We start from the raw sequence: 21,958 nt of genomic DNA, 5'->3' as shown, positions 1-21,958 counted from the left end.
AGCCACCTGCTAACCCTCGACGCTGTCGCGGAATTTAGAGTGTCACGTTAAATCTCTGATAAATATCAGAATTTGGCTGGGGCGGCAGGATTCGAACCTACGAATGGCGGTACCAAAAACCGCTGCCTTACCACTTGGCGACGCCCCAGCAAGGCGCATTCCGGCAAAGGGCCGGGTGGCGTCGGATATAGCCGCATCGCCCCCTGCCCGCAAGCGTCGCGCAAGGGGCTGGGAGGGCTGGGACCGGGCGGAGGGACAGCGCCTCCATCAGGTCCGGAGCGGATGAGGAACAGGACCTGGAGCAGGTTCAACCCGGCGCGAGGTGAAGCGCGTCCCACGCGGCAGCGCAGCGGTTTTCGGGACCGCCTTCACGAAGGCGTGCGCGGCAGGTGCCTTGGCCGGGATGGCCGGACGCGACATTCTCTGACCAACGCTTCAATGCTCATCCTCTGCGCAGGTCCGCGTCGCCATCGCCCCGCGCCGCCAGCAAGGTTCACCCGCCGCATGTCCGCCGAAGCCGCGCTTCGCCTCGCCGCCTTCCTGTCGATCTTCCTCGTCGTCGCCGTCGTCGAATGGCGCCTGCCCAAGCGCGTGCCGCGCGAGGACCGCTGGGCGCGCTGGCGGGTCAACCTGTCGGTGCTGCTGCTCGACGTCGTCGTCCAGCGCCTCACGCTTGGCGCGGCCGCCTATGTCGCGGCGCTTCATGCCGCGGACAACGGCTGGGGCCTGTTCGCCGTCCTCGACTGGCCGCCGGCGCTGGAGGCGCTGATCGGCTTCCTCGCGCTCGATCTCGCCATCTACGCGCAGCATGTCGCCTCCCATTCGTGGCCGGTCTTCTGGCGGCTGCACGCCGTGCACCATGCCGATCTCGACATCGATGTCACCACCGGCACGCGGTTCCATCCGGTGGAAATCCTGCTGTCGCTGGTGTGGAAGGCCGGCATCGTGCTCGCGCTCGGCATCGATCCCTGGACCGTGGTGGTGTTCGAGGCGACGCTGAACGGCGCCGCCATGTTCAGCCATGCCAACATCCGCCTGCCGCGCCGGGTCGATGCCGCCCTGCGGCTGCTCGTCGTCACGCCGGACATGCACCGGGTGCATCATTCGGTGCTGCCGCGCGAGGCCCATGCCAATTTCGGCTTCTTCCTGTCCGTCTGGGACCGGCTGTTCGGCACGCTGGTGGGCCAGCCGCAGGGCGGGCACGACGGCATGACCATCGGCCTGCCGGGCGGCGCGCACCGGCAACCGCTCGGGTTCCTCGCCATCCTCCGCCTGCCCTTCAGCCGCGGCGGCTGGCGCGACCCGGCAACGGCGGCCGCAACGGGCGCCACGGAAAAAGCGCCAGAATCCGCCATTTCCGAGCCGGCCGCACCGCCACTTGCCCCCGCCCGGACCGACCCGCCCTGAGGCCGCCGCGCGCCCTTCGGCAAGGCCGGATACCCTGCCTTGTCACGAGGCGAAAAAGGCGCTTGCGGGGTCGGGGTCGCAACGCTATAACCCCGGCCACCAGCGGTTCGGAGTGTAGCGCAGCCTGGTAGCGCACCTCGTTCGGGACGAGGGGGTCGCAGGTTCGAATCCTGCCACTCCGACCAAATTTTCCCGCCAAGACTTTCAAGACGTTCAACGGCATCGACGGCAGAGCCGCCTTCCGGGCGCCGCATCGTCATGCCCGACCTGCCAGACCCTCGCGCACGAGGCGCAGGAGGTCGTGGGGCTGGAACGGCTTCAGCAGGGCCGGGTGGCCGTCGATGGTGGTGGCGCCCTCGAGCGCGACGATCGGGTGGTCGGTGTAGCCGGTCATGAACACCACCGGCAGGTCCGGCCGGTGCCCGGCGATGAAGCCGGCAAGCTCCGGCCCGCCCATGTTCGGCATCACGACGTCGGTGAGAACCAGATCGAAGGCCGCCGGCTGCGCCGTCAAAAGGCGCCGCGCCTCCTCGCCGTCGCCGGCCGCGCGGACGCGGTAGCCGCTCTTCTCCAGGATCAGCCCCGTGGCCCGCGCCACCGCCGGATCGTCCTCGACCACGAGGATCGTGCCCGACCCGCCGCCGCTGGCGGGTGCCGGCGGATCCGCGACATCCTCCCCCGGCTGCGCCTCGCTCCGCGGCAGCAGGATGGTGAAGGTCGTGCCGGCGCCGGGCGTGCTTTCGGCACGGATCTGTCCGCGCGCCTGGGTGATGATCGCGTAGCAGTTGGCAAGGCCGAGGCCGGTGCCCTTGCCGCGCGCCTTGGTGGTGAAGAAGGGCTCGAAGATCCGCGGCAGGTCGGCCGGGGCGATGCCGGTGCCCGTGTCGCTGACCCGCAGCATCACATGCTCGCCGGGCGGCAGGGTGAAGCCGGGCGGCACGACCGCCACGTCGGCGACCTCCACGCGGAAGACACCGCCGGCGGGCATCGCGTCCCGCGCGTTGATCGCAAAATTCATCAGCACCTGCTCGATCTGGCCGCGATCGGCCAGCACCGGCGAGGGGCCGTCTCCGACGACGCAGTCGAGGGCGATCGTCTCGGGCAGCGTGCGGCGCAGGAGGCCGCGGACACCGGTGACGACCTCGCCGAGCCCCAGCACCTCGAACTCGGCCGGCTGGCGGCGCGAGAAGGTCAGCAGCTGGCGGGTCATCGCCCGCGCCCGCTCGATGGCCTGGGCGATCTCGGACACCTCCGTGGCAATCGCCTCCGCGCCGGGCGAGCGGCGGATCGCGTCGATGTAGAGCAGGATCACCAGCAGGAGATTGTTGAAGTCGTGGGCGATGCCGCCGGCCAGCAGCCCCAGCGCCTCCATCTTCTGCGACTGGCGCAACTGTTCGGCCATCATCCGGCCGTCGGTCACGTCGCGCAGCATGGCGAGCCGCGCCGGGCGGCGGTCCCAGCTGCAGTCGACCACCCGCATTTCCGCAAAGCGCGGACCACCATCGCCGTGGGCCGGCACGGCGGCGGTGGCGCCGTCCTCGAGGGCAATGCCCAGCCGCCGTCCGATCAGTTCGCCGGCCGCGACGGCAAACAGGCCCTCCGCCGCCGGGTTGACGAAGCGCACCGTGCCGCCGCGATCGGTGAGGATCACGGCATCCGGAACCTGGGTCAGCAGCCGCTCGAACTGCCGGTGCAGGCGGTCGGCGCTGGCCCGCCGCAGCACCGAGCGTACGGAATGGGCGAACAGCCGCGAGGACGTGTCCTCCTTCGAAAGGACGTCTGCCGCGCCGGCGGTTTCGGCGGCAAGCCCGAGATCGGGGTCGGCGGACATGCCGGAATAGACGATCACCGGCAGGTCGGGGCTGGCCGCCAGCAGCCGCTCCAGCGTCGCGAGCCCCGTGGAATCGGGCAGGTTCAGGTCCAGCACCGCGCCGTCGAAGCCGCCGTCCGCCACCGCCGCGACGGCGGCGGCCAGCGTCGTCACCTGGCTCATCTCCAGACGGAAGTCGACGAGGTCGGCGAGCCATTCGCCGGCGAGCTCCGCGTCACCCGGATTGTCCTCGATCAGCAGCAGGCGGTAGGTCGGAAGCTCGGTCATGATCGCCCTGGCATCGGAGCTGTTGCACGCGCAGAAGATCGACGGCCCCGGCTCACGGCGGCAGCTTCACCACCGTGAACCAGAAGCCTTCCACCGCTTCCACGATGGTCTGGAAGGCCTTGAGATCGACGGGCTTGATCACGTAGCAGTTCGCGCCGAGCCGATAGCTTTCGGCGATGTCGCGCTCCGCCTCCGAGGAGGTGAGCACGACCACCGGGATCGACTGCAGCGCGTCATCCGCGCGGATCTCGGCAAGAAGCTGCCGGCCGTCCATCCGCGGCAGGTTGAGGTCGAGCAGGATCAGGTCCGGCCGCGGCATCCCGTCGTAGCCCGGCGCCCGCCGCAGATGGTCCAGCGCCTCGACGCCGTCGCGCGCGACCGAGAGCTCGATATGCAGCTTGCTGGTCTCGAGCGTTTCCCGCGTCAGATCGGCGTCGGCGGGGTTGTCCTCGACCAGGAGCACCTGGATCGGCTGCGGATGGGTCATCACGTCTCTCCTGCGGCGACGAGCGTGAACTGGAACACGGATCCCTCGCCCGGTACCGACTGGAACCAGATGCGGCCGCCGTGGCGCTCGATGATCTTGCGAGCAATGGCGAGCCCGATGCCGCTGCCGTCGTAGCGGCCACGCTCATGCAGGCGCTGGAACATCTGGAAGATCCGCTCGGAATACTTGGGGTCCATACCGATGCCGTTGTCGGCGACCGAGAACGTCCAGGTGTCCCCGCTGCGCTCGGCCGAAATGACGATGCGCGGCGGGGCGGCGGAGCGGAATTTCAGCGCGTTGCCCAGAAGGTTCTGGAACACCTGGCCGAGCTGCATCTCGTCGGCCATCACCTTCGGCAGGTCGCCGACGACGATCTCCGCACCGGCCTCCGCGGTGGCGACCTTCATCAGACGAAGGAGATTGTCGACGACCCGGCGGCTGTCCACGGGCTCCAGCGCCCGCCCCTGCGTGCCGACACGGGAATAGAGCAGCAGGTCGTTGATGAGCCGCTTCATGCGCTTGGAGCCGTCGACCGCATAGGCGATGTACTTGTCGGCGCGCTCGTCGAGCTGGCCGGAATAGCGGGTGCCGAGCAGTTCGGTATAGCTCGCCACCATCCGCAGCGGCTCCTGCAGGTCGTGCGCGGCGATGTAGGCAAACTGCTCGAGTTCGGCATTGGACCGCTTCAGGTCCTCGGTGAAGGCCGCGATCTTCGCCTCGGCCTCCTTGCGCGAGGTGATGTCGATCACCACCGCGAGGATTCGCAGGCCGTCGCGGGTCTCGATCGGATTGAGGCCCACCTCCACGGGAAAGCTCCGGCCATCCTTGCGCAGGGCGAAGAGATCGCGGCCTGCGCCCATGGCGCGCCGCGACGGACCCGCCGCAAATTCCGCGCGCAGGCCGACATGGATGCCGCGCACCGCGTGGGGCAGCAGGATGTCGACCGGCCGGCCCACCAGATCGTCTCGGTCGTAGCCGAACAGCCGCTCCGTCTCGGCATTGACCAGCAGGATCGTGCCGATGGCATCGGTCATCACCATGCCGCTCGGACAGGCCTCGATCGCGAGGCGGAAGCGCTCCTCCTCGGCGCGCCGGTCGGTGACGTCGCGGGCGATGTCCGAATAGCCGATCAGCGTTCCGTCGGCCGCCCGCACCGGCGAGAGGGTGATCGACACGTCCCGGCGCCGGCCTTCGCCGTCGATGCGCACCGTCTCGAACTGGTCGACGCTTTCGCCGGCGGCGATCTGCGACCGCAGCATCTGCGCCTCGTCCCGGCGGTCCTCGGGAATGAAGTCGAGGGACGTGCGCCCGGCGGCATCCGCGAGGGTGAGGCCGTAGAAGCGTTCCGCGGCGCGGTTGCAGGAGAGGATGCGGCCATCCAGATCCTCCAGCATGATCGCGTCGGCGGAGGACTCCACCGCCGAGGCGAGCAGCGTCTCGCGCGTGGCGTGCTCGGCAAGACGGGCGAGGGTCTCGCGATGCCGCCCGACTTCCGCGCCAAGGGCCGCCGTCTTCTCCGAGACGTCGGCGGACATCCGCTCGAAGGCGCGGGCAAGGATGCCGATCTCGCCGGCCGCCTCCACGGGCGCGGCCACCCGTTCGCCGCGCCCCATCGCCTCGACCGCCGACGTCATGCGCACGAGCGGACGCGACAGCGAGCGCGCGACGACCAGGGCCAGGAACGCGGCCGCGATCGCGGCCAAGAGGCCGCCGACAAGGCTCGACCAGCGCGCGGTCGCGGGCAGCGCGCTGATGCTGTCGGCGTCGAGCAGTTCCACGACCGTGATCGGCAGGACGCCGGCAAGCCGGATCGACAGGACCGAGGCGACATGGCCCTCGCCGTTGCGGTCCTCGAGCATGCCGCTCGCGGGTTCTGCGCCGGCATCCGGAATGGCAATCGTGGGAAAGATATCCTGGATGCGGCCGCTGGCGGTGAAATCGAGGGCGAGCGAGGCGTCCTCCGCCGACGAGACGAGGAGGCGGCCATCGGCGTCGGCGACCAGGAACCGGTAGCCCGGCCCGATCGAGCGCCGCGCGCTCTCCAGCACGCCGCCGAGCTCGATGTCGAGCATCACGACGCCGAAGATCGCACCCACCTCATCGGGCGCCGGCGTTGCCAGACGCAGCACCGGAGGCTCGCCGTCGGACCGGAGGAGTTCGACGCCGACATCGCCGGGCGCCAGCGCCAGCGCCGCGCGCACGAAGGTGTCGTCGCCATGGAAGGCCCGCTCGTCATCCGGCACGGCGCGGATCGCCCCGCCTTCGAGACGGCGCGTGACATGCACGAGTTCCGGCATTTCCCCGCCGGCGCCGACCAGCCGGTAGTCCACGTAACCCGGCTTGTTGGAGATGTTGGCGACGAAATCCGCGGTCAGCGTCGATCGGGCGCTCTGTATGTCGCCGAGCCTGTCGTGGGCCATGTGATCCACGGCATGCGCGGCCATGGCGAGCACATCGCCGCGGGCGGCACTCGCCATCGCCTCGACCCGGGTGGCCGCATAGCGCAGGCTGATCTCCACCCGCTTCACGACCCTCGGCCGGATTTCCGCGCGCAGGGCGATGTCGCTGATGAGACCGACGACGCCCGCCATCGTCAGCACCAGCAGGATCATCGCCAGGGACAGCCGGGAGGAGAGGCTCATGGCCGCGCCGTCCCGCCGGAGCACCCCGGCTCGCCGTCCTGCGATCGGCTCCTGCGCGCCATCCGCGACCGGGCGTCATCCATGGCCGGTCCCGCGCAGGGCGCCGGGCACGGCCGGCGGACCGGCCCGTTCGGTGCCGTCGTCGAAGCAGGCCGCGATCGCGTCCAGCAGTTCATCCGGCATGAAGGGTTTGCGCAAAGCCCGCGCTGCGCCGAGCGCGACGGCCATGGTCAGATAGTCCGGGGGCGCGGCATCGGTGAACACCGGCGAGCGCGTGCCGTCGGATCCCGACATCACGACAACCGGAAGTTCGGGTCGCCGTTCGCGCAGGTGCCGCACGACCTCCAGGCCCTCCACGTTCGGCATGAAGATGTCGACGAGCGCAAGGTCGATGCTCGCCACCTCGGCGGCGGCAAGGCCGACGAGGCCGTCGCTGGCGAGAAGCACGGCAAAGCGTGGCGGCTCAGCATGGCGTTGAGAGCAGAGCGGACGAGAGGATCATCGTCGATGACCAGGATGCGTCGCATGCTGCCTCCCGCGCGGGCGTCGGTGCCGGGGGCGCCGCGCCGCGTCGTCGTTGGTGGTCCCCCGTCGCCGATCCGTGAGGTGCCCGCGCGGATGCGAGGGGAGGCTTCAACTGCAAGTATGGCGCCGTCTGCGGCGGCGTGTCCAGCGTCCGCCGCGGAAACGAACGGCCGACCTTGCGTCGTCCGGCGAAAGGACCCGGGGCGGGACAGGGCCCGCTCCGGATCCGAAGGCCGGCCGCAAAAGTTGGAGCGCGCGCCCGGCAAATCTGCTCAACTCGCCGGCGACAGGCCCCGCCCCGGGGCCCGGTACGAGGAGGCTCCCCTGCCCTGCCGCCAGATCCTCATCCGCCCGCCCGTCCCGCGCGGCACGGTCGCCCGGACGTGAGCGCCCTCGTCTTCGACCGGGCGTTCGACCCGGCCCACGGCGAGGCCGTGGAACTCGTGCCCGGCCTGCGCCGGCTGACCGCGGCCAACGCCGGCCCCTTCACCTTCCGCGGCACCAACAGCTATGTCGTCGGCACGGGCTCGCTGGTGGTGATCGATCCGGGCCCGGACGATGCCGCCCATGTGGCGGCGCTGGTGGCGGCCTGCGGGGGCCGGCCGGTCAGCCACATCCTCGTCACCCATACCCATCGCGACCATTCGCCGGCCGCCCGTGCGCTGCAGGCGCTGACCGGCGGCGAGATCGTCGCCGAGGGGCCGCATCGGCCGGCGCGTCCGCTCGGCGCCGGCGAGGCCTATGCGATGGAGGCCTCCGCCGACCGCGACTTCCGCCCCGACCGCATCCTCGCCGGCGGCGAGGTCCTCGTCACGCCGGCCGGCCGGTTCACGGCCGTCGCCACCCCCGGCCACACCGCCAACCATCTGGCCTTCGCGCTGGAGGAAACCGAGTTCCTGTTCTCCGGCGACCACGTCATGGCCTGGTCGACCACCGTCGTCGCCCCGCCGGACGGGGCGATGGCCGACTACATGGCGTCGCTGGAGCGGATCGCCGCCTGTCCGCAGCAGGTCTACCTGCCCGGCCACGGCGGACCGGTCCGCGACGGTCCGGCCTTCGTCGCGGGTCTCCACGCCCACCGGCTCGGCCGGGAAGCGGCGATCCTCGGCGCTGTCGCGGGCGGCGCGGACACGGCTCCCGCGATCGTCCGGGCGGTCTACCGCGACCTCGATCCGCGGCTCGAAGGCGCGGCCGCGATGTCGGTGTTCTCGCATCTGGAAGACCTGGTCGCGCGCGGCCGGCTCGCCACCGACGGCGCCCCCCGTCCCGATGGCCGCTATCGGTCGCTCTGAAGGCGCGGGTTGCTCACTCGTCGGCGGATTCACTCGTCGGCGGATTGGCGCAACTGCGCGTCGAGGGCGCGAGGAAACCGCGGACCCGCCACGCATCGAGGCCGAGATCGTGCGGCAGGGCCGGCGTCGCCGCGGACAGGTCGATCCGCGCGCCCGATGGCGTCGCCCGGATCCGCACGGCCACCTCGCCGGAAATGGAAAGGACCGGCGTGTCGACCTCGGCCGCAAAGCCGCCGCCGGTGTCCTCGCTGTCCGGCTCGTCGTCCCGGCGCAGGTGCCAGCCGAGATCGACCGCCGTGGCCCGGGCCGCGGCATGCAGTTCCACCGTCGAGAGCGTGAAGCGGCGGCCCACGAGGTCGGGCGCGGCGGCGTGCTGGCGGCGCATGTGATCGGGATCGAAGGCGCCCGGCACCCGCAGCGTGGCGAGCGGCGGCGGGTCGAGCGGATCGGTGGTGACGGCCGGCAGGGGCGCCCTTGCGGAGGCGACCGCGGCGACCGCCGCAAAAGGGGCGAACACGAGGGCGAGCAGCGCGGCGGTCGCAAGGGCGTGGCCGAAGCCGGCGGCGCCGTTGCGCCAGATGTCGCGCAGGGCGACGGCGAGCGCGAGGGCGCCGACCACCGCCACGACCAGCGCCGCGGCGAGCACCGCCCAGAGAGCAGGCAGGTCGATCAGGGCGAAGCGGCGACCGAGTTCGGCCTCGGCGAGCAGGAAGGCGGCGAACACCGCGGCCACCCGCGCCGGCCGCAGGCCGCGGGCGCGCCACGGGAGGCGCCGCACGAGCAGGTGATCGTAGGTGCGCGCTCCGGTCCCGTCCACTCTGTCCCCCGCCATCCGTGCATCGAGGTCGGTCAATGCCGGCGACCCCTTGCCTCCACCTTGCCCGGCGGCCGCGACGGCGGCAAGCGGCCCGCTCGCCGGCCGCGCCGGAGGACGGGGACAACGGCGGCAGGCAGTGTTCTTTCGGGGGACTGCCCAAAGCCCCGGCCAGAGGATATCGTCCGGTCTTTCCCGCCGCATGTACCGGAGACCGACGCCCATGCTCACCAATGTCCAGGCCCGTGACCTCGCCGCGGTCGTTCATCCCTACACGCCGCTCCACAAGCTGAAGGAGAACGGCCCGCTGGTGCTCGACCACGGCAAGGGCGTGTTCGTCTACGACACGCAGGGGCGCGAATACATCGAGGGCATGGCCGGCCTCTGGTGCGCCGGCCTCGGCTTCGGCAACGAGGAACTGGTGGAGGCGGCCACCGAGCAGATGCGCAAGCTGCCCTACTATCACCTGTTCGGCGGCAAGGGCATGGAGCCGGCGATCGAACTGGCCGAGAAGCTCAAGGAGATCGCGCCCTGCCCGATCGACAAGGTGCTGTTCTGCTCGTCAGGCTCGGAGGCCAACGACACCCAGATCAAGCTGGCCTGGTACTACAACAACGCCCTCGGACGGCCGCAGAAGAAGAAGATCATCAGCCGGATCAAGGCCTATCACGGCGTCACGGTGATGGCGGCTTCGCTCACCGGCCTGCCCAACAACCACCGCGACTTCGACCTGCCGGTGGCGAGCGTGCGCCACACCGACTGCCCGCAATACTACCGCTTCGCCCTGGACGGCGAGAGCGAGGACGAGTTCGTCGTCCGCCTCGCCGACAACTTGCGGCGGATGATCGAGGAGGAAGGCCCCGACACGATCGCGGCGATGATCGCGGAGCCGATCATGGGCGCCGGCGGCGTGGTGATTCCGCCCGAGAGCTACTTCCCCGCGATCCAGCCGATTCTCGAGGAGCATGACATCATGCTGATCGACGACGAGGTGATCTGCGGGTTCGGGCGCACCGGCAACTGGTTCGGCGCCACCACCATGGGCATGAAGCCGGCGACCCTCTCCGTCGCCAAGCAGATGACCGCCGCCTATGCCCCGCTCGGCGCGGTGCTGCTGCCGAAGTTCATGACCGACGCGCTGGAATCGCAGTCGGCCAAGATCGGCACCTTCGGCCACGGCTACACCTACGGCGGCCACCCGCTCGGCTGCGCGATCGGGGTCAAGACGCTCGAGATCTACGAGCGCCTCGACATCGTCGGCCGCGTGCGTGGCATGGCGCCGCAGTTCGCCGCCGGGATCGAGGCCTTCGCCGACCATCCGCTGGTGGGTAACGTGCGGGCCAAGGGTCTGGTCGGGGGCATCGAGCTCGTTGCCGACAAGGCCACGAAGCGCTCCTTCGCGCCCGCCCAGGGCGTCGGCGCGAAGGTCGCCAGATGCGGCGAGGAGGTCGGCCTGATCGTGCGGGCGATCGGCGACACGGTCGCGGTCTGTCCGCCGATGATCATTTCCTCTCAGGAGCTTGAGGAGCTCTTCGCCCGCCTCGGCAAGGCGCTCGACGCGGCCGAGGCCTGGGTCGCGGCCGAGGGCCTGCGCACCCCGTGACATCCATTATACCTAAGGTAACCTAATATTCATCCCGATCTGCTTCCGGCGCCCGCGATATAGTTGCGGGCGCTTTTGCGTTCTGTGAAGGCGGCTCTGTAACAGTTGTTAATGAAACGTGAGCGGCACCCCTTCTGTATTTTTTCGATCTGGCGGAAATGCTGTTTTCCTGTCTAAATAATGTCTCATTCCCCCTGTGGAATCGAAGGCGGTCAGGGCGACGTCCGGACCGCATCACACCGGCGGTCAGAACAACGGCCGTACCCGTCACGTAGAGCCAGAGAGTAACAAGATGTCTCCCGCGGACAACCAGGATCTGCCGCAGCAACAGCAGCAGTCGCAGCACGATCTGACCGCACAATACCGTGCGATCGGCATCAAGGCCCTGAGCGCTGCTGCTGCCATGGTCAAGACCAAGGCCAAGCCGGCGCGTCCGCTCGTGGCGGATCAGTTCCAGGATCGCGACGACGGCTGACGCTCTCGCGGCATCGCCCGCGGATGTGACGTCCCCGTCCGTGCCCTCGCGGCACCGAAGATCTCGCCGGCCGCGCGGGCCGGCGACAATGAGGCTCCCCCGATGCCGCGGGTCGCAAGGCCCTCGAACGAGCCGGCGGTGACGTCGAGCCTTTCGTCGGGATCGGCGTGCGCTCGGGTGGCAAACGACCGTTCCGGGCTTGAACCGCCCGCGCAGCTGTGGCGTTGAAGAGCATGGTCCGGCGGAACCGCGGTTGCGTTTCGGTCGAGGGCCGGTCTCGATGCCCGGAGCGCCGCATGATGGATCTCTTCCGCCCCGCCGACGATCATCTCGTGCGCGAGGTCGATTGCGACCGGGCAAGCCTCGACCCCGCCGTGGTCTGGGTCGACCTGCTGCGCCCGACCCGGGAAGAGGACGACGCCGTCACGGCCTTTCTCGGCGCCGAACTCCTCACCCGCGAGGAAATGGAGGAGATCGAGCCGTCGAGCCGTCTCTCCGCCGAGAACGGCACGCTCTACATGACGGCGCAGATCCTCTGCCGCTCCGAGACGGCGAGCCCGACCACCACACCCGTGACCTTCATCCTCGCCGGCGGCCGGCTGGCCACCCTGCGCTACGACGACACCGGCACGCTGCCCGCTGCGATCGCCCGGCTCACCAAGTCCGGCAGCGGCGCCGTCACCGGCGCCGGCACGCTGCTGATCCTGCTCGACGCCGCGATCGACCGGCTCGCCGACGTGCTGGAGCGCACCGGCGCCAATGTCGACCGGCTCGCCCGCTCGATCTTCGAGGAAGGCATCGCCGGCAACCTGCACCGCACCATCCTGCGCAACATCGGCGGCGAGGGCATGCGCATCGGTCACATCCAGGAAAGCCTGACCTCGCTGTCGCGGCTGCTGCTGTTCCTGACCGAGAAGGCCGACCGACCGGATTTCGGCAAGACCGACAAACTGCGGCTGAAGACCATGGCGCGCGACGCCAAGGCCCTCACCGACCACTCCCACGCGCTCGAGGGCCGAATCAACTTCCTGCTCGACGCGACGCTCGGCTTCGTCGGCATCGAGCAGAATGCGATCATCAAGATCTTCTCGGTGCTCGCGGTGATCTTCATGCCGCCGACCCTGGTCGCCTCGATCTACGGCATGAACTTCCGCGTCATGCCCGAACTCGACTGGACCTACGGCTATCCGATGGCACTCGGCATCATGGTGATGTCGGCGGTCGGCACCTTCCTGCTGTTCCGCTGGCAGAAATGGCTGTGATACCGAACACGCAAATTCCTGACCTGAGCTCGGCTTTGCGGGTGAGGAAGCGCCCGACCGGGCGACGGCGGGTCAGGCCGCTACCTCCGCAAATCCTGACGTGTCAGGATTTGCGGCGACAAATACGACCAGCCCTGTTCGCCGCTCAGGGGTAAAGCCGCGTCTTCGACCAGTCGCCGGCCTCCCCCTCGCGGGCGAACACCACCCGGTCGTGCAGCCGGAACAGGCCGTCCTGCCAGAATTCGATCGAGGCCGGCTTCACCCGGAAGCCCGACCACCATGCGGGGCGCGGCACCTCGCCGAGGCCGAACTTCAGCGTGAATTCGGCGACCGCCTTTTCCAGCGCGAAGCGGCTTTCCAGCGGTTGCGACTGTTTCGACGCCCAGGCGCCGATCCGGCTGCCGCGCGGGCGCGACGCAAAATAGGCGTCGGCCTCGGCGTCGCTCACCACCTCGATCGGTCCGCGGATGCGCACCTGGCGGCGGCGCGACTTCCAGTGAAACAGCAGCGCGGCCTTGCCGCTCGCCAGCAGCTCGCGGCCCTTCTGGCTGCCGAAATTGGTGTAGAAGACGAAGCCGTCGGCGTCGAAATCCTTGAGCAGCACCATGCGCACATGCGGCAGGCCGGTCTCGTCCACGGTCGCCAGCGCCATGGCGTTCGGATCGTTGGGCTCGCTGGCCGTCGCGTCCGCCAGCCACTCGCCGAAGAGCCGCAGCGGCTCGTCCGCGCCGGTGAAGTCCGAAGGTGCCGTGCCGTCCCGTGCCGTGTCGTCCATCGCCGCCTCGCATGTCCCCTCGCCCGGCGGCTCGCGCTGCCGCGATGGCCAGCCGGGGATAGCCGGTATATAGAGCGGGCCGGGAAGTTTGGAAATCGAGGCCTCCGGAACGAGAGCTGCGCCGAAGTGCAGCGAAGGGTCTGGATTTTATTCCTAGCTTCTCCCATATCCACGCAGGTTCACCGACTTGCAGGCCGCGGGCGGCAAGGGCAGACTCCGCGTTTCACGAAGACCGAAGGTACCGACATGCGCGATCCCTACGACGTGCTCGGCGTCAAGCGCGACGCCGGCGAGGGCGAGATCAAGAAGGCGTTTCGCAAGCTGGCGAAGACGTATCATCCGGACGCCAGCGGCGACGATCCGAAGGCGAAGGAACGCTTTGCCGAGATCAACACCGCCTACGAGATCGTCGGCGACAAGGACAAGCGCAGGAAGTTCGACGCCGGCGAGATCGACGCAGAGGGCAAGCCGAAGTTCGCGGGCTTCGAGGGCTTTGCCGGTGGCGGCGGACCGCGGGCGCAGAGCGGCAATTTCGGCGGGCGCAGCGCCGAGGACATTCTCAACGACGTGTTCGGCGAGGCCTTCTCCGGCTTTGCCCGTGGCGGCGCCGCGGGCGGTGCAGGCCCCGGCGCCGGCGGCGGCTGGAGTTCGGCACGGCGGGCACGCTCGCCCTTCGCCGGCGCCGATTTCGAGGACGTGGGCCCCGGCCCGGCGCCTGGTGGCGCCAAAGGGAGCGATGTGGTGACGACGGCAAAGGTACGGCTCGAGGACATCGTCGGCTCGGGCAAGGTCCGCGTCACCCTCCCCAGCGGCAAGACGCTGGACGTGAAGATCCCGCCGGGCTTCGAGCCCGGCCAGCCGATGCGGCTCAAGGGCCAGGGCAATCCGGGCGCGCCGGCCGGCGACGCCATCGTCGTGCTGGTGCACGAGCCGCATCCGCTGTTCCGCCCGGACGGCCCCAACCTGCGGCTCGACCTGCCGGTGGGCCTCGACGAGGCGGTGCTGGGCGCCAAGGTGCGCGTTCCGACGCTGGAAGGCCCGGTGGAGGTGACGATCCCTCCCGGCAGCAGCGGCGGCAAGTCGCTGCGGGTGCGCGCCCGCGGCCTGCCGACCAAGGCCGGCGGCCGGGGCGACCTGATCGTCAACCTCCGCATCGTCCTGCCCGACGGCCCGGACGGCGGCCTCGAGCAGCTGATGAAGCGCTGGCGCGAGATGAAGCCGTTCGATCCGCGCGGGCCGGAATTCGACTGAGACGGGCGCGCGAAAGCGGCCGGGACGTCGCTGTCTTCCTCAGCTCTCCTGCATCAGGGCGAGCACCGACGGCGTGACCGGCCCAAGCATGCGTCCGCCCTGGATGACGGCGATGCGCAGGGCGGCGGCGTGGGGCAGTTCGTCCACGGCGAAGGCATGCGCGCTGGCGCGGCGCAGTTCCGCCGCCGGGGCGTCGACCTCGATGCCCGCCGCCTTGAGCAGCAGCGCACCGCCCGCGGCGATGGCGAACAGCCGCAGGAAGGCCGTGGCACCGGAGAGCAGATCCTCCTGGCGGCCCTCGCTCGCCGCGCGGGTCAGCCAGTTGGCGGCAAACACCAGTTCGCCGATCGCCGCCGTTGCCGGTTCGCAGGCCGGCGCCAGTGACGGGTCCTCCGCCTGCGCGTCCGCAATCATCGACCGAAGGTCATCCACCAGCGCCTTGAAGGCAAGACCGTCGCCAAGGCCGAGCTTGCGGGTGACGAGGTCGATCGCCTGGATGCCGTTGGTGCCTTCATAGATCTGGAAGATCCGCGCGTCACGCAGGTGCCGCGCCGCGCCGGTCTCCTCGATATAGCCCATGCCGCCGTGCACCTGCACGCCGAGGGACGCAACCTCGAAGCCGACGTCGGTGGCGAATGCCTTGGCGACCGGCGTCAGCAGGGCGGCCCGCTGCGCCCAGTCGACCTGTGCCTCGCCGGCCCCCGCGTCGTGCTGCCGGTCGATCGCATGGGCGAGGCTGTAGGCGATGGCGCGGGCGGCGTCCGTCAGGCTGCGCATGCGCATCAGCATGCGCCGCACGTCCGGATGCGCCACGATCGGGCTCATCGCCTCGCCGGTCGCCCCGGGGCCCGGCCCTGCCGGCGATCCTGCGCATAGGCCAGCGCGCGCTGGGTGGCGCGTTCGGCCACGCCCACGCCCTGGATCGCCACGGACAGCCGGGCGTTGTTCATCATCGTGAACATGGCGGCGAGGCCGCGATGCTCCGCGCCCACCAGCCAGCCGACCGCGCCGCCGGCCTCGCCGAACACCATGGTGCAGGTGGGCGAGGCGTGGATGCCAAGCTTGTGCTCGGTGCCGCCGACCTTCACGTCGTTGGCGATGCCCGGCCGCCCGTCGGCATCAGGAATGTACTTCGGCACCAGGAACAGCGAGATGCCGCGCGTGCCGGCCGGGGCGTCGGGCAGGCGCGCCAGCACCAGATGCACGATGTTGTCGGCGAGGTCATGATCGCCGTAGGTGATGAAGATCTTGGAGCCGAAGATCCGGTAGCTGCCGTCCTCCGCCCGCTCGGCGCGGGCGCGCAGGGCGCCGAGGTCGGAGCCAGCCTGCGGCTCGGTGAGGTTCATCGTGCCGGTCCAGGCGCCGCTGACAAGCTTGTCGAGATAGAGATCCTTCAGCGCGTCGTCGCCATGGGCACCCAGCGCCTCGGCGGCGCCGATCGTCAGCGCCGGCCCGATCGCGAACGACGGCGAGGCCGCGTTCCACATGTCGAACAGCGCCATGTTGAGCATCAGCGGCAGGCCCTGCCCACCGCGCTCGGTCGGCCCCGTGAGGCCGTTCCAGCCGGCCTCCACCCATTTCGCATAGGCGGCGCGAAAACCCTCCGGCATGACGACGCCGCCATTCTCGATGCGGACCCCGGACCTGTCGCCACCCGCATCCAGCGGCGCGATCACCTCGGCGGCAAAGCGCCCGGCCTCGGCCAGCACGGCCTCGACATCGTCACCGGCCAGTTCGGGAAACCGGCCCTCGGCGAGAATGTCGTCGAGGCCGGCGACCTTGCGCAGGGCAAAGGAGATGGCGGAAACGGGCGGGCGGAAACTCATGACCAGTCACTCCTGCACGGGCCATCACGGCCGAAGATTCGCTCTGCCGACTGTGCGGCGATGCAGCATCCGGCCGCAACCGCCCGATTGCCACGGCCGGCTTGGCCTTTGGTGCCGGCGCTCTCGCGGGCGGCCCGATCTGGTGTATATGGTGCGCGCAAGGCCGCCTGTCCCGGCGGCCCTTTCCTCGATGCACCCGGGCCGATACGACGCCGTGCCGCACCACGCCACCCTCTGCCTTGCCGCCGACCGGGACGCGATCGACCGCGCGGCCCTGCTGCTGCGCGCCGGCGAGGCGGTGGCCTTTCCGACCGAGACGGTCTACGGCCTCGGCGCCGACGCCACCAATGGCACGGCGGTGGCGAAGATCTACGCCGCCAAGGGTCGCCCGTCGTTCAATCCGCTGATCGTGCATGTGCCGGATCTGGCCGCCGCCGAGCAGATCGCCGTGTTCGATCCGGCGTCGCTCGCGCTGGCCCGCCGCTTCTGGCCGGGCCCGCTCACCCTCGTGCTGGCGCGCCGCCCGGATGCCGGCGTTTCCGATCTCGTCACCGCCGGACTCGACACGGTGGCGATCCGGGTGCCGGCCCATCCTGTGGCGCGGGCGCTGCTTGCCGCCGCCGGCCGCCCGCTCGCCGCCCCCAGCGCCAACCGCTCGGGCCACATCAGCCCGACCACCGCCGCCCATGTGATGGCCGACCTCTCCGGCCGCATCCCGATGGTGCTCGACGGCGGCGCCTGCCCGGTCGGGGTCGAATCGACGATTGCCGCGGTCATGGACGGCCGGATCCGGCTCCTGCGCCACGGCGGCGTGTCGCGCGCCGAGCTTGCCGCCACGTCCGGCCTTGCCGTCGACGACACGCCGGTGACCGACGACCATGCCCCGGTGTCCCCGGGCCTGCTCGCCTCGCACTACGCGCCGGGCGCCCTCGTCCGGCTGGAGGCCACCGCGTTGCGGCCGGGCGAGGCCTTCCTCGGCTTCGGCCCGATCCCGGACGACATCGGGGCAACTGCGGTCGCCGCCGAAACGCTCAGCGCAGGCGGCGACCCGGTGGAGGCCGCCGCCAACCTGTTCTCGGCCCTGCGCCGGCTCGATGCCAGCGGCGCCACGACCATCGCGGTCGCGCCCATTCCGGAGCACGGTCTCGGCGAGGCGATCAACGACCGGCTGCGCCGCGCGGCGGCCCCCCGCCCTGCCCCGGCGCCGTCCGTTGGCGCCCCGGCGGGGGGCGAGGCAGCTTCTCCGGACCGGAACAATTGACAGTCTGCGGCGTCCCCCGGAGACTGGTATAACAGCCGTCAACGATCCGGGCCCCGCAACGGGTGCCCGGCGGACCAACCGGACGGCACAGATCCGGGCAGAGACGGGAGCCGACGCATGCGTACCCTCTATCTCCATCATTCCGCCTTCCTCGACCACCAGACGCCGGCCGGCCACCCCGAACGGGCCGATCGGATCCGCGCGGTCGACCAGGCGATGGAGGCCGAGGCGTTCCAGTCGCTGATCCGCGAGAACTCGCCGATGGCCGAGATCGAGCAGATCGAGCGCGCCCATCCGAAAGCCTTCGTCGACGCGATCCGCGAGGCGATCCCCGACCACGGCCTCGTCGGCATCGACGGCGACACCGTGCTGTCCAAGGGCAGCTGGGAGGCCGGCATGCGTGCCTCCGGCGCCGCCTGCCATGCCATCGACGAGGTGATGGCCGGCAAGGTCGACAACGCCTTCTGCGCCCACCGCCCGCCGGGCCACCACGCCGAAGTCGCCACCGCCATGGGCTTCTGCTTCTTCAACCACGTGGCCGTCGCCGCCCGCCATGCCCAGGCCGCCCACGGGCTGGAGCGGATCGCGATCGTCGATTTCGACGTCCACCACGGCAACGGCACCCAGGACATCTTCTGGTCCGATCCGAACGTGCTCTATGCCTCGACCCACCAGATGCCGCTGTTTCCGGGCACCGGCGCGGTGCGCGAGAAGGGCGTTGGCAACATCTTCACGCCCCGCTCTCGCCCGGCGACGGCTCCGACGCCTTCCGCGAGGCGATGGAAAGCGTGATCCTGCCGTCGCTCGACAGCTTCAAGCCGGACCTGATCCTGATCTCCGCCGGCTTCGATGCCCACCACCGCGACCCGCTGGCGAGCCTGCAGCTCGTGGAGCAGGACTATGGCTGGGTGACCCGCAAGCTGATGGAAAAGGCCGACGTCCACTGCAAGGGCCGGCTCGTGTCGGTGATGGAAGGCGGCTACGACCTGATCGGCCTCGGCAAGTCCGTGACGCATCACGTCGGGGCGCTGATGGGGCACTGAAGCGCTGGCTTCGGCAGTCGGGCTTCGTTGGTCAGTCTTCGTCGCTGAAATGTGGGCCGACGTCGCGGTGCCGCTCGAGAATGTCGACGACTTCGAATGTGTCGTCGGCATAGCGGAAGAAGATCACATAGCCCTTGAAGGGAAAGCTGCGGATGTCCGGCCGAAGCTCCGGCCGCGGGCGGCCGATCCGGCCGGGCAGCGCCGCCAGTTCCGCGCACTTGCCCCGCAGCATGCCGACCACGCGGCGCCCGACGTCGATGTCGCCGCCCGTGGTGGCGACATAGCTGAAGATGTCGACGAGGTCGTCGCGCGCGGAGGCGAGGTACTTCAGCCGCGGCACCTCAAAGGCCTTGCCGCCTGAGAACAAGCTCCTGTTCCGCCAGTGCGCGGTCGATGTCCGCGTCGGTCGCCTCGCCGCCGCGCTCGATCGCGCGGTCCAGCGTGTCGCGCAGCGCCTGAAGCCGGGTTTCGCGCTCCTCGACGAGCCGCAGTCCCTCGCGGACCACCTCGCTGGCCGAAGCATAGCGGCCGCGGCGGACCGCCTCCTCCACGAATTCTTCCCAGCGGGTGCCGATCGATACGTTCATGTCCGGGCTCCTTGTCCGTGATCCGCCCTCGTCATGACAAAATATGCGCAAAGCCTGACATGATCCAGCCCTTCCCCTTGCGGCGGAAGCCCCCGGGGTTGCCCTTCGGGCCGCTTCGGGCCACATCTAGGGGTGAGGCCCCGCAACAAGTTCCGGACACCGCACCGTTGACCGACCACAGCGACATCAAGACCCTCTCCTTCGAGGCGGCCCTCAAGGAACTGGAGGGCATCGTCTCGAAGCTCGAGCAGGGCAGCGTTCCGCTCGAGGAGTCGATCTCCATCTACGAGCGCGGCGACGCGCTGCGCGCCCATTGCGACAGGCTGCTGCGCGCCGCCGAGGCCAAGGTGGAGAAGATCCGCCTCGGCCAGGACGGCACCGCCGCCACCGAACCGCTCGACGTCGCCTGAGCGGCCGAGATCGGCGGCTGCCGATCAAAACGGCCGCTGCCGGCGTTGATGCCTCGTCACGCTTCCTGTAATCGCTCCGGATCGTGCCTCTTCCCGCACATGTCGAGCGAACCGCCCCGGACCCCTGCCTCATGCGCCCCGCCACCCCGCTTCTCGACAGGATCGTCTCGCCGCGCGACCTCAAGCCGCTCAGTGACGCCGAACTCGTCCAGCTGGCGGACGAGGTGCGGCTGGAGATGATCGACGCTGTGTCGGTCACCGGCGGCCATCTCGGCGCCGGCCTCGGCGTGGTCGAGCTGACCGTGGCGCTGCATGCGGTGTTCGACACGCCCCATGACCGGCTGATCTGGGACGTCGGCCACCAGGCCTATCCGCACAAGATCCTGACCGGCCGGCGCGACCGCATCCGCACCCTGCGGCAGCCCGGCGGCCTGTCCGGCTTCACCCGGCGCGCGGAAAGCGACTACGATCCCTTCGGCGCGGGACATTCCTCCACCTCGGTCTCCGCCGGCCTCGGCATGGCGGTCGCCCGCGATCTGTCGGGCGAAACGCGTAACGTCATCTGCGTGATCGGCGACGGCGCGATGTCGGCCGGCATGGTCTACGAGGCGATGAACAACGCCGGCGCGATGGATTCCCGGCTGATCGTCGTCCTCAACGACAACGACATGTCGATCGCCCCACCGACCGGGGCGATGAGCGCCTATCTCGCCCGCCTCGTCTCCGGCCCGACCTACCGCACCCTGCGCGAGACCGCCAAGCAGCTGGCCCGCCGCCTGCCGCGCTTCTGGAAGGACAAGGCGCCAAGGCCGAGGAATACGCCCGCGGCTTCTGGACCGGCGGCACGATGTTCGAGGAGCTCGGCTTCTTCTACGTCGGCCCGATCGACGGCCACAATCTGGAGCACATGCTCCCCGTCCTGCGCAACGTGCGCGACGATGGCGAGGGCCCGATCCTCATCCACGTCGTCACGAAGAAGGGCAAGGGCTACGCCCCGGCCGAGCAGTCCGACGACAAGTATCACGGCGTCGCCAAATTCGACGTCATCACCGGCAAGCAGTCGAAGCCGAAGTCCAACGCGCCGAGCTACACCTCGGTGTTCGCCAAGGCGCTGGTCGCCGAGGCCGCGCGTGACGAGAAGATCGTCGCCATCACCGCGGCGATGCCGGACGGCACGGGCCTGAACCTCTTCGGCGAGGCCTATCCGGCGCGCATCTTCGACGTCGGCATCGCCGAGCAGCATGCGGTCACCTTCGCCGCGGGGCTGGCCGCCGAGGGTTACAAGCCGTTCTGCGCGATCTACTCGACCTTCCTGCAGCGCGCCTACGACCAGGTGATCCACGACGTCGCGATCCAGAACCTGCCCGTGCGCTTCCCGATCGACCGGGCCGCTATGTCGGCGCCGACGGGCCGACCCATGCGGGCGCCTATGACGTCGCCTATCTCGCTGCCTGCCGAACATGGTGGTGATGGCCGCCGCCGACGAGGCCGAACTCGTCCACATGGTCGCCACCGCCGCCGCCTACGACGCCGGTCCGATCGCCTTCCGCTATCCGCGCGGCGAGGGCGTGGGCGTGGAAATGCCCGAGCGCGGCGAGATCCTGCCGATCGGCAAGGGCCGGATCGTGCGCGAGGGCAACCGCGTCGCGATCCTCTCGCTCGGCACGCGCCTCGCCGAGGCGCTGAAGGCCGCCGACGATCTGGAGGCCCATGGCCTGTCCACCACGGTGGCCGACGCGCGCTTTGCCAAGCCCCTCGACGGCGACCTCCTCGCCCTGCTCGCCCGCCGCCACGACGTGCTCGTCACCGTGGAGGAAGGCTCGATCGGCGGCTTCGGCGCCTTCGTGCTGCAGCATCTGGCAGCCGAAGGCCTGCTCGACGGCGGCCTCCGGGTCCGCACCCTGTTCCTGCCCGACGACTACACCGAACACGGCAAGCCCGAAACCATGTACGCCGACGCCGGCCTCGACGCCAAAGGCATCGCCGCTGCGGTGCTGGCGGCGCTGGGGACACAGCGCCGGTGGCGGTGACGGCGGGGGAGTGAGGGGGCAGGGTTTTCGGTTGGCAGGTTCGGATGATGCCTTGAGAGACATCGCCGTTTCGCGTTATCTCCCTTCCCCTGTATCCGTCATCCCCCGAGAAAGCGGGGACCCATCCATCCGCTATGGAAAGATTCCGCTATATAGAACAATAGCTTTCT

The 21,958-nt window shown here is 70.0% G+C and carries 16 protein-coding genes, 2 tRNA genes and 3 pseudogenes; 11 read left to right on the top strand and 10 right to left on the bottom strand.

Features of this window, described 5'->3' with window-relative positions:
- Positions 1-73: 73 nt before the first annotated feature.
- Positions 74-148 (bottom strand) — tRNA-Gln (locus A6302_RS13085).
- A 356-nt stretch (positions 149-504) separates the two neighbouring features.
- Between A6302_RS13085 and A6302_RS13080 the strand changes: the two genes are divergently transcribed.
- Positions 505-1,407, top strand: a complete 903-nt coding sequence (locus A6302_RS13080) for a sterol desaturase family protein (RefSeq protein ID WP_069307405.1) — start codon at positions 505-507, stop codon at positions 1,405-1,407.
- Positions 1,408-1,515: 108 nt separating this feature from the next.
- Positions 1,516-1,592, top strand: a tRNA-Pro gene (locus tag A6302_RS13075).
- A 71-nt stretch (positions 1,593-1,663) separates the two neighbouring features.
- Here the strand turns inward: A6302_RS13075 and A6302_RS13070 are convergent.
- The 4 genes from A6302_RS13070 to A6302_RS13055 all read right to left on the bottom strand — a co-directional run bounded on the left by A6302_RS13070 (position 1,664) and on the right by A6302_RS13055 (position 7,081).
- On the bottom strand, positions 1,664-3,505 hold the full coding sequence (locus A6302_RS13070) for a hybrid sensor histidine kinase/response regulator (protein ID WP_069307404.1): 1,842 nt from the start codon (positions 3,503-3,505) through the stop codon (positions 1,664-1,666).
- 52 nt (positions 3,506-3,557) lie between these two features.
- Positions 3,558-3,992, bottom strand: coding sequence for a response regulator (locus A6302_RS13065; RefSeq protein ID WP_069307403.1), 435 nt, complete (start codon positions 3,990-3,992; stop codon positions 3,558-3,560).
- Positions 3,992-6,634 (bottom strand): PAS domain S-box protein, encoded by a 2,643-nt coding sequence (locus tag A6302_RS13060; RefSeq protein WP_141703752.1) that lies wholly within the window; start codon positions 6,632-6,634, stop codon positions 3,992-3,994. The genes A6302_RS13065 and A6302_RS13060 overlap by 1 nt, the downstream gene beginning before the upstream one ends.
- 75 nt (positions 6,635-6,709) lie before the next feature.
- A complete protein-coding gene (locus A6302_RS13055) occupies positions 6,710-7,081 on the bottom strand; it encodes a response regulator (RefSeq protein ID WP_069307401.1) in 372 nt (123 codons plus the stop codon).
- Positions 7,082-7,542: 461 nt separating this feature from the next.
- Between A6302_RS13055 and A6302_RS13050 the strand changes: the two genes are divergently transcribed.
- Complete coding sequence (locus A6302_RS13050) at positions 7,543-8,451, top strand: MBL fold metallo-hydrolase (RefSeq protein ID WP_069307400.1); 909 nt, start codon at positions 7,543-7,545, stop codon at positions 8,449-8,451.
- Between the two features lie 13 nt (positions 8,452-8,464).
- Here A6302_RS13050 and A6302_RS13045 read toward each other — a convergent pair whose 3' ends face one another.
- The gene (locus A6302_RS13045) at positions 8,465-9,268 is read right to left on the bottom strand and encodes a DUF1499 domain-containing protein (RefSeq protein ID WP_069307399.1); all 804 of its coding nucleotides are present in this window, start codon (positions 9,266-9,268) and stop codon (positions 8,465-8,467) included.
- Positions 9,269-9,488: 220 nt separating this feature from the next.
- On the opposite strand from A6302_RS13045, the gene A6302_RS13040 reads away from it, so the two are divergent.
- From A6302_RS13040 to A6302_RS13030, 3 genes are all read left to right on the top strand, one after another.
- Complete coding sequence (locus tag A6302_RS13040; RefSeq protein WP_069307398.1) at positions 9,489-10,868, top strand: aminotransferase; 1,380 nt, start codon at positions 9,489-9,491, stop codon at positions 10,866-10,868.
- 292 nt (positions 10,869-11,160) lie between these two features.
- Positions 11,161-11,343: a hypothetical protein gene (locus A6302_RS13035; protein ID WP_069307397.1), complete on the top strand. Its 183-nt coding sequence runs from the start codon at positions 11,161-11,163 to the stop codon at positions 11,341-11,343.
- A 296-nt stretch (positions 11,344-11,639) separates the two neighbouring features.
- Positions 11,640-12,605, top strand: a complete 966-nt coding sequence (locus tag A6302_RS13030; protein WP_069307396.1) for a magnesium transporter CorA family protein — start codon at positions 11,640-11,642, stop codon at positions 12,603-12,605.
- Positions 12,606-12,750: 145 nt separating this feature from the next.
- On the opposite strand, the gene pdxH is transcribed toward A6302_RS13030, so the two are convergent.
- The gene (gene pdxH / locus A6302_RS13025; protein ID WP_069307395.1) at positions 12,751-13,380 is read right to left on the bottom strand and encodes a pyridoxamine 5'-phosphate oxidase; all 630 of its coding nucleotides are present in this window, start codon (positions 13,378-13,380) and stop codon (positions 12,751-12,753) included.
- A gap of 246 nt (positions 13,381-13,626) precedes the next feature.
- Between pdxH and A6302_RS13020 the strand changes: the two genes are divergently transcribed.
- Complete coding sequence (locus A6302_RS13020) at positions 13,627-14,631, top strand: DnaJ C-terminal domain-containing protein (protein ID WP_069307394.1); 1,005 nt, start codon at positions 13,627-13,629, stop codon at positions 14,629-14,631.
- Positions 14,632-14,670: 39 nt separating this feature from the next.
- Here A6302_RS13020 and A6302_RS26190 read toward each other — a convergent pair.
- Positions 14,671-16,457 (bottom strand): annotated as a pseudogene (locus A6302_RS26190) (acyl-CoA dehydrogenase family protein).
- A 190-nt stretch (positions 16,458-16,647) separates the two neighbouring features.
- Here A6302_RS26190 and A6302_RS13010 point away from each other — a divergent pair.
- Together A6302_RS13010 and A6302_RS13005 are read left to right on the top strand one after the other, a co-directional pair.
- Positions 16,648-17,718, top strand: coding sequence for an L-threonylcarbamoyladenylate synthase (locus A6302_RS13010; protein WP_083255747.1), 1,071 nt, complete (start codon positions 16,648-16,650; stop codon positions 17,716-17,718).
- A gap of 117 nt (positions 17,719-17,835) precedes the next feature.
- Positions 17,836-18,761 (top strand): annotated as a pseudogene (locus tag A6302_RS13005) (histone deacetylase family protein).
- A 31-nt stretch (positions 18,762-18,792) separates the two neighbouring features.
- Here A6302_RS13005 and A6302_RS13000 read toward each other — a convergent pair.
- Together A6302_RS13000 and A6302_RS12995 are read right to left on the bottom strand one after the other, a co-directional pair.
- A complete protein-coding gene (locus tag A6302_RS13000; protein WP_069307393.1) occupies positions 18,793-19,101 on the bottom strand; it encodes a type II toxin-antitoxin system RelE/ParE family toxin in 309 nt (102 codons plus the stop codon).
- A gap of 1 nt (position 19,102) precedes the next feature.
- Entirely contained in the window at positions 19,103-19,348 is a 246-nt protein-coding gene (locus A6302_RS12995) for a type II toxin-antitoxin system ParD family antitoxin (protein ID WP_069307392.1), read from the bottom strand.
- A gap of 167 nt (positions 19,349-19,515) precedes the next feature.
- On the opposite strand from A6302_RS12995, the gene A6302_RS12990 reads away from it, so the two are divergent.
- Together A6302_RS12990 and dxs are read left to right on the top strand one after the other, a co-directional pair.
- Positions 19,516-19,758 carry an exodeoxyribonuclease VII small subunit gene (locus A6302_RS12990; RefSeq protein WP_069307391.1) on the top strand — a complete coding sequence of 81 codons (243 nt, stop codon included), beginning with the start codon at positions 19,516-19,518 and terminating at the stop codon, positions 19,756-19,758.
- Positions 19,759-19,889: 131 nt separating this feature from the next.
- Positions 19,890-21,788 (top strand): annotated as a pseudogene (gene dxs, locus A6302_RS12985) (1-deoxy-D-xylulose-5-phosphate synthase).
- Positions 21,789-21,958 lie beyond the last annotated feature (170 nt).

It is taken from the genome of Methylobrevis pamukkalensis, assembly GCF_001720135.1.
GTDB classification, from domain to species: Bacteria; Pseudomonadota; Alphaproteobacteria; order Rhizobiales; family Pleomorphomonadaceae; genus Methylobrevis; species Methylobrevis pamukkalensis.
Note: the sequence above shows the minus strand (reverse complement) of the source record. Positions and strands in the feature narration are given on the sequence as shown.

What these genes read in the sequence shown, in the direction of transcription:
- A6302_RS13040 (WP_069307398.1), top strand. Translation starts at nt 9,489, where the DNA reads ATGCTCACCAATGTCCAGGCCCGTGACCTCGCCGCGGTCGTTCATCCC.
- A6302_RS13020 (WP_069307394.1), top strand. Translation starts at nt 13,627, where the DNA reads ATGCGCGATCCCTACGACGTGCTCGGCGTCAAGCGCGACGCCGGCGAG.
- A6302_RS12995 (WP_069307392.1), bottom strand. Translation starts at nt 19,348, where the DNA reads ATGAACGTATCGATCGGCACCCGCTGGGAAGAATTCGTGGAGGAGGCG.
- A6302_RS13080 (WP_069307405.1), top strand. Translation starts at nt 505, where the DNA reads ATGTCCGCCGAAGCCGCGCTTCGCCTCGCCGCCTTCCTGTCGATCTTC.
- A6302_RS13060 (WP_141703752.1), bottom strand. Translation starts at nt 6,634, where the DNA reads ATGAGCCTCTCCTCCCGGCTGTCCCTGGCGATGATCCTGCTGGTGCTG.
- A6302_RS13035 (WP_069307397.1), top strand. Translation starts at nt 11,161, where the DNA reads ATGTCTCCCGCGGACAACCAGGATCTGCCGCAGCAACAGCAGCAGTCG.
- pdxH (WP_069307395.1), bottom strand. Translation starts at nt 13,380, where the DNA reads ATGGACGACACGGCACGGGACGGCACGGCACCTTCGGACTTCACCGGC.
- A6302_RS13030 (WP_069307396.1), top strand. Translation starts at nt 11,640, where the DNA reads ATGATGGATCTCTTCCGCCCCGCCGACGATCATCTCGTGCGCGAGGTC.
- A6302_RS13010 (WP_083255747.1), top strand. Translation starts at nt 16,648, where the DNA reads ATGCACCCGGGCCGATACGACGCCGTGCCGCACCACGCCACCCTCTGC.
- A6302_RS13070 (WP_069307404.1), bottom strand. Translation starts at nt 3,505, where the DNA reads ATGACCGAGCTTCCGACCTACCGCCTGCTGCTGATCGAGGACAATCCG.
- A6302_RS13065 (WP_069307403.1), bottom strand. Translation starts at nt 3,992, where the DNA reads ATGACCCATCCGCAGCCGATCCAGGTGCTCCTGGTCGAGGACAACCCC.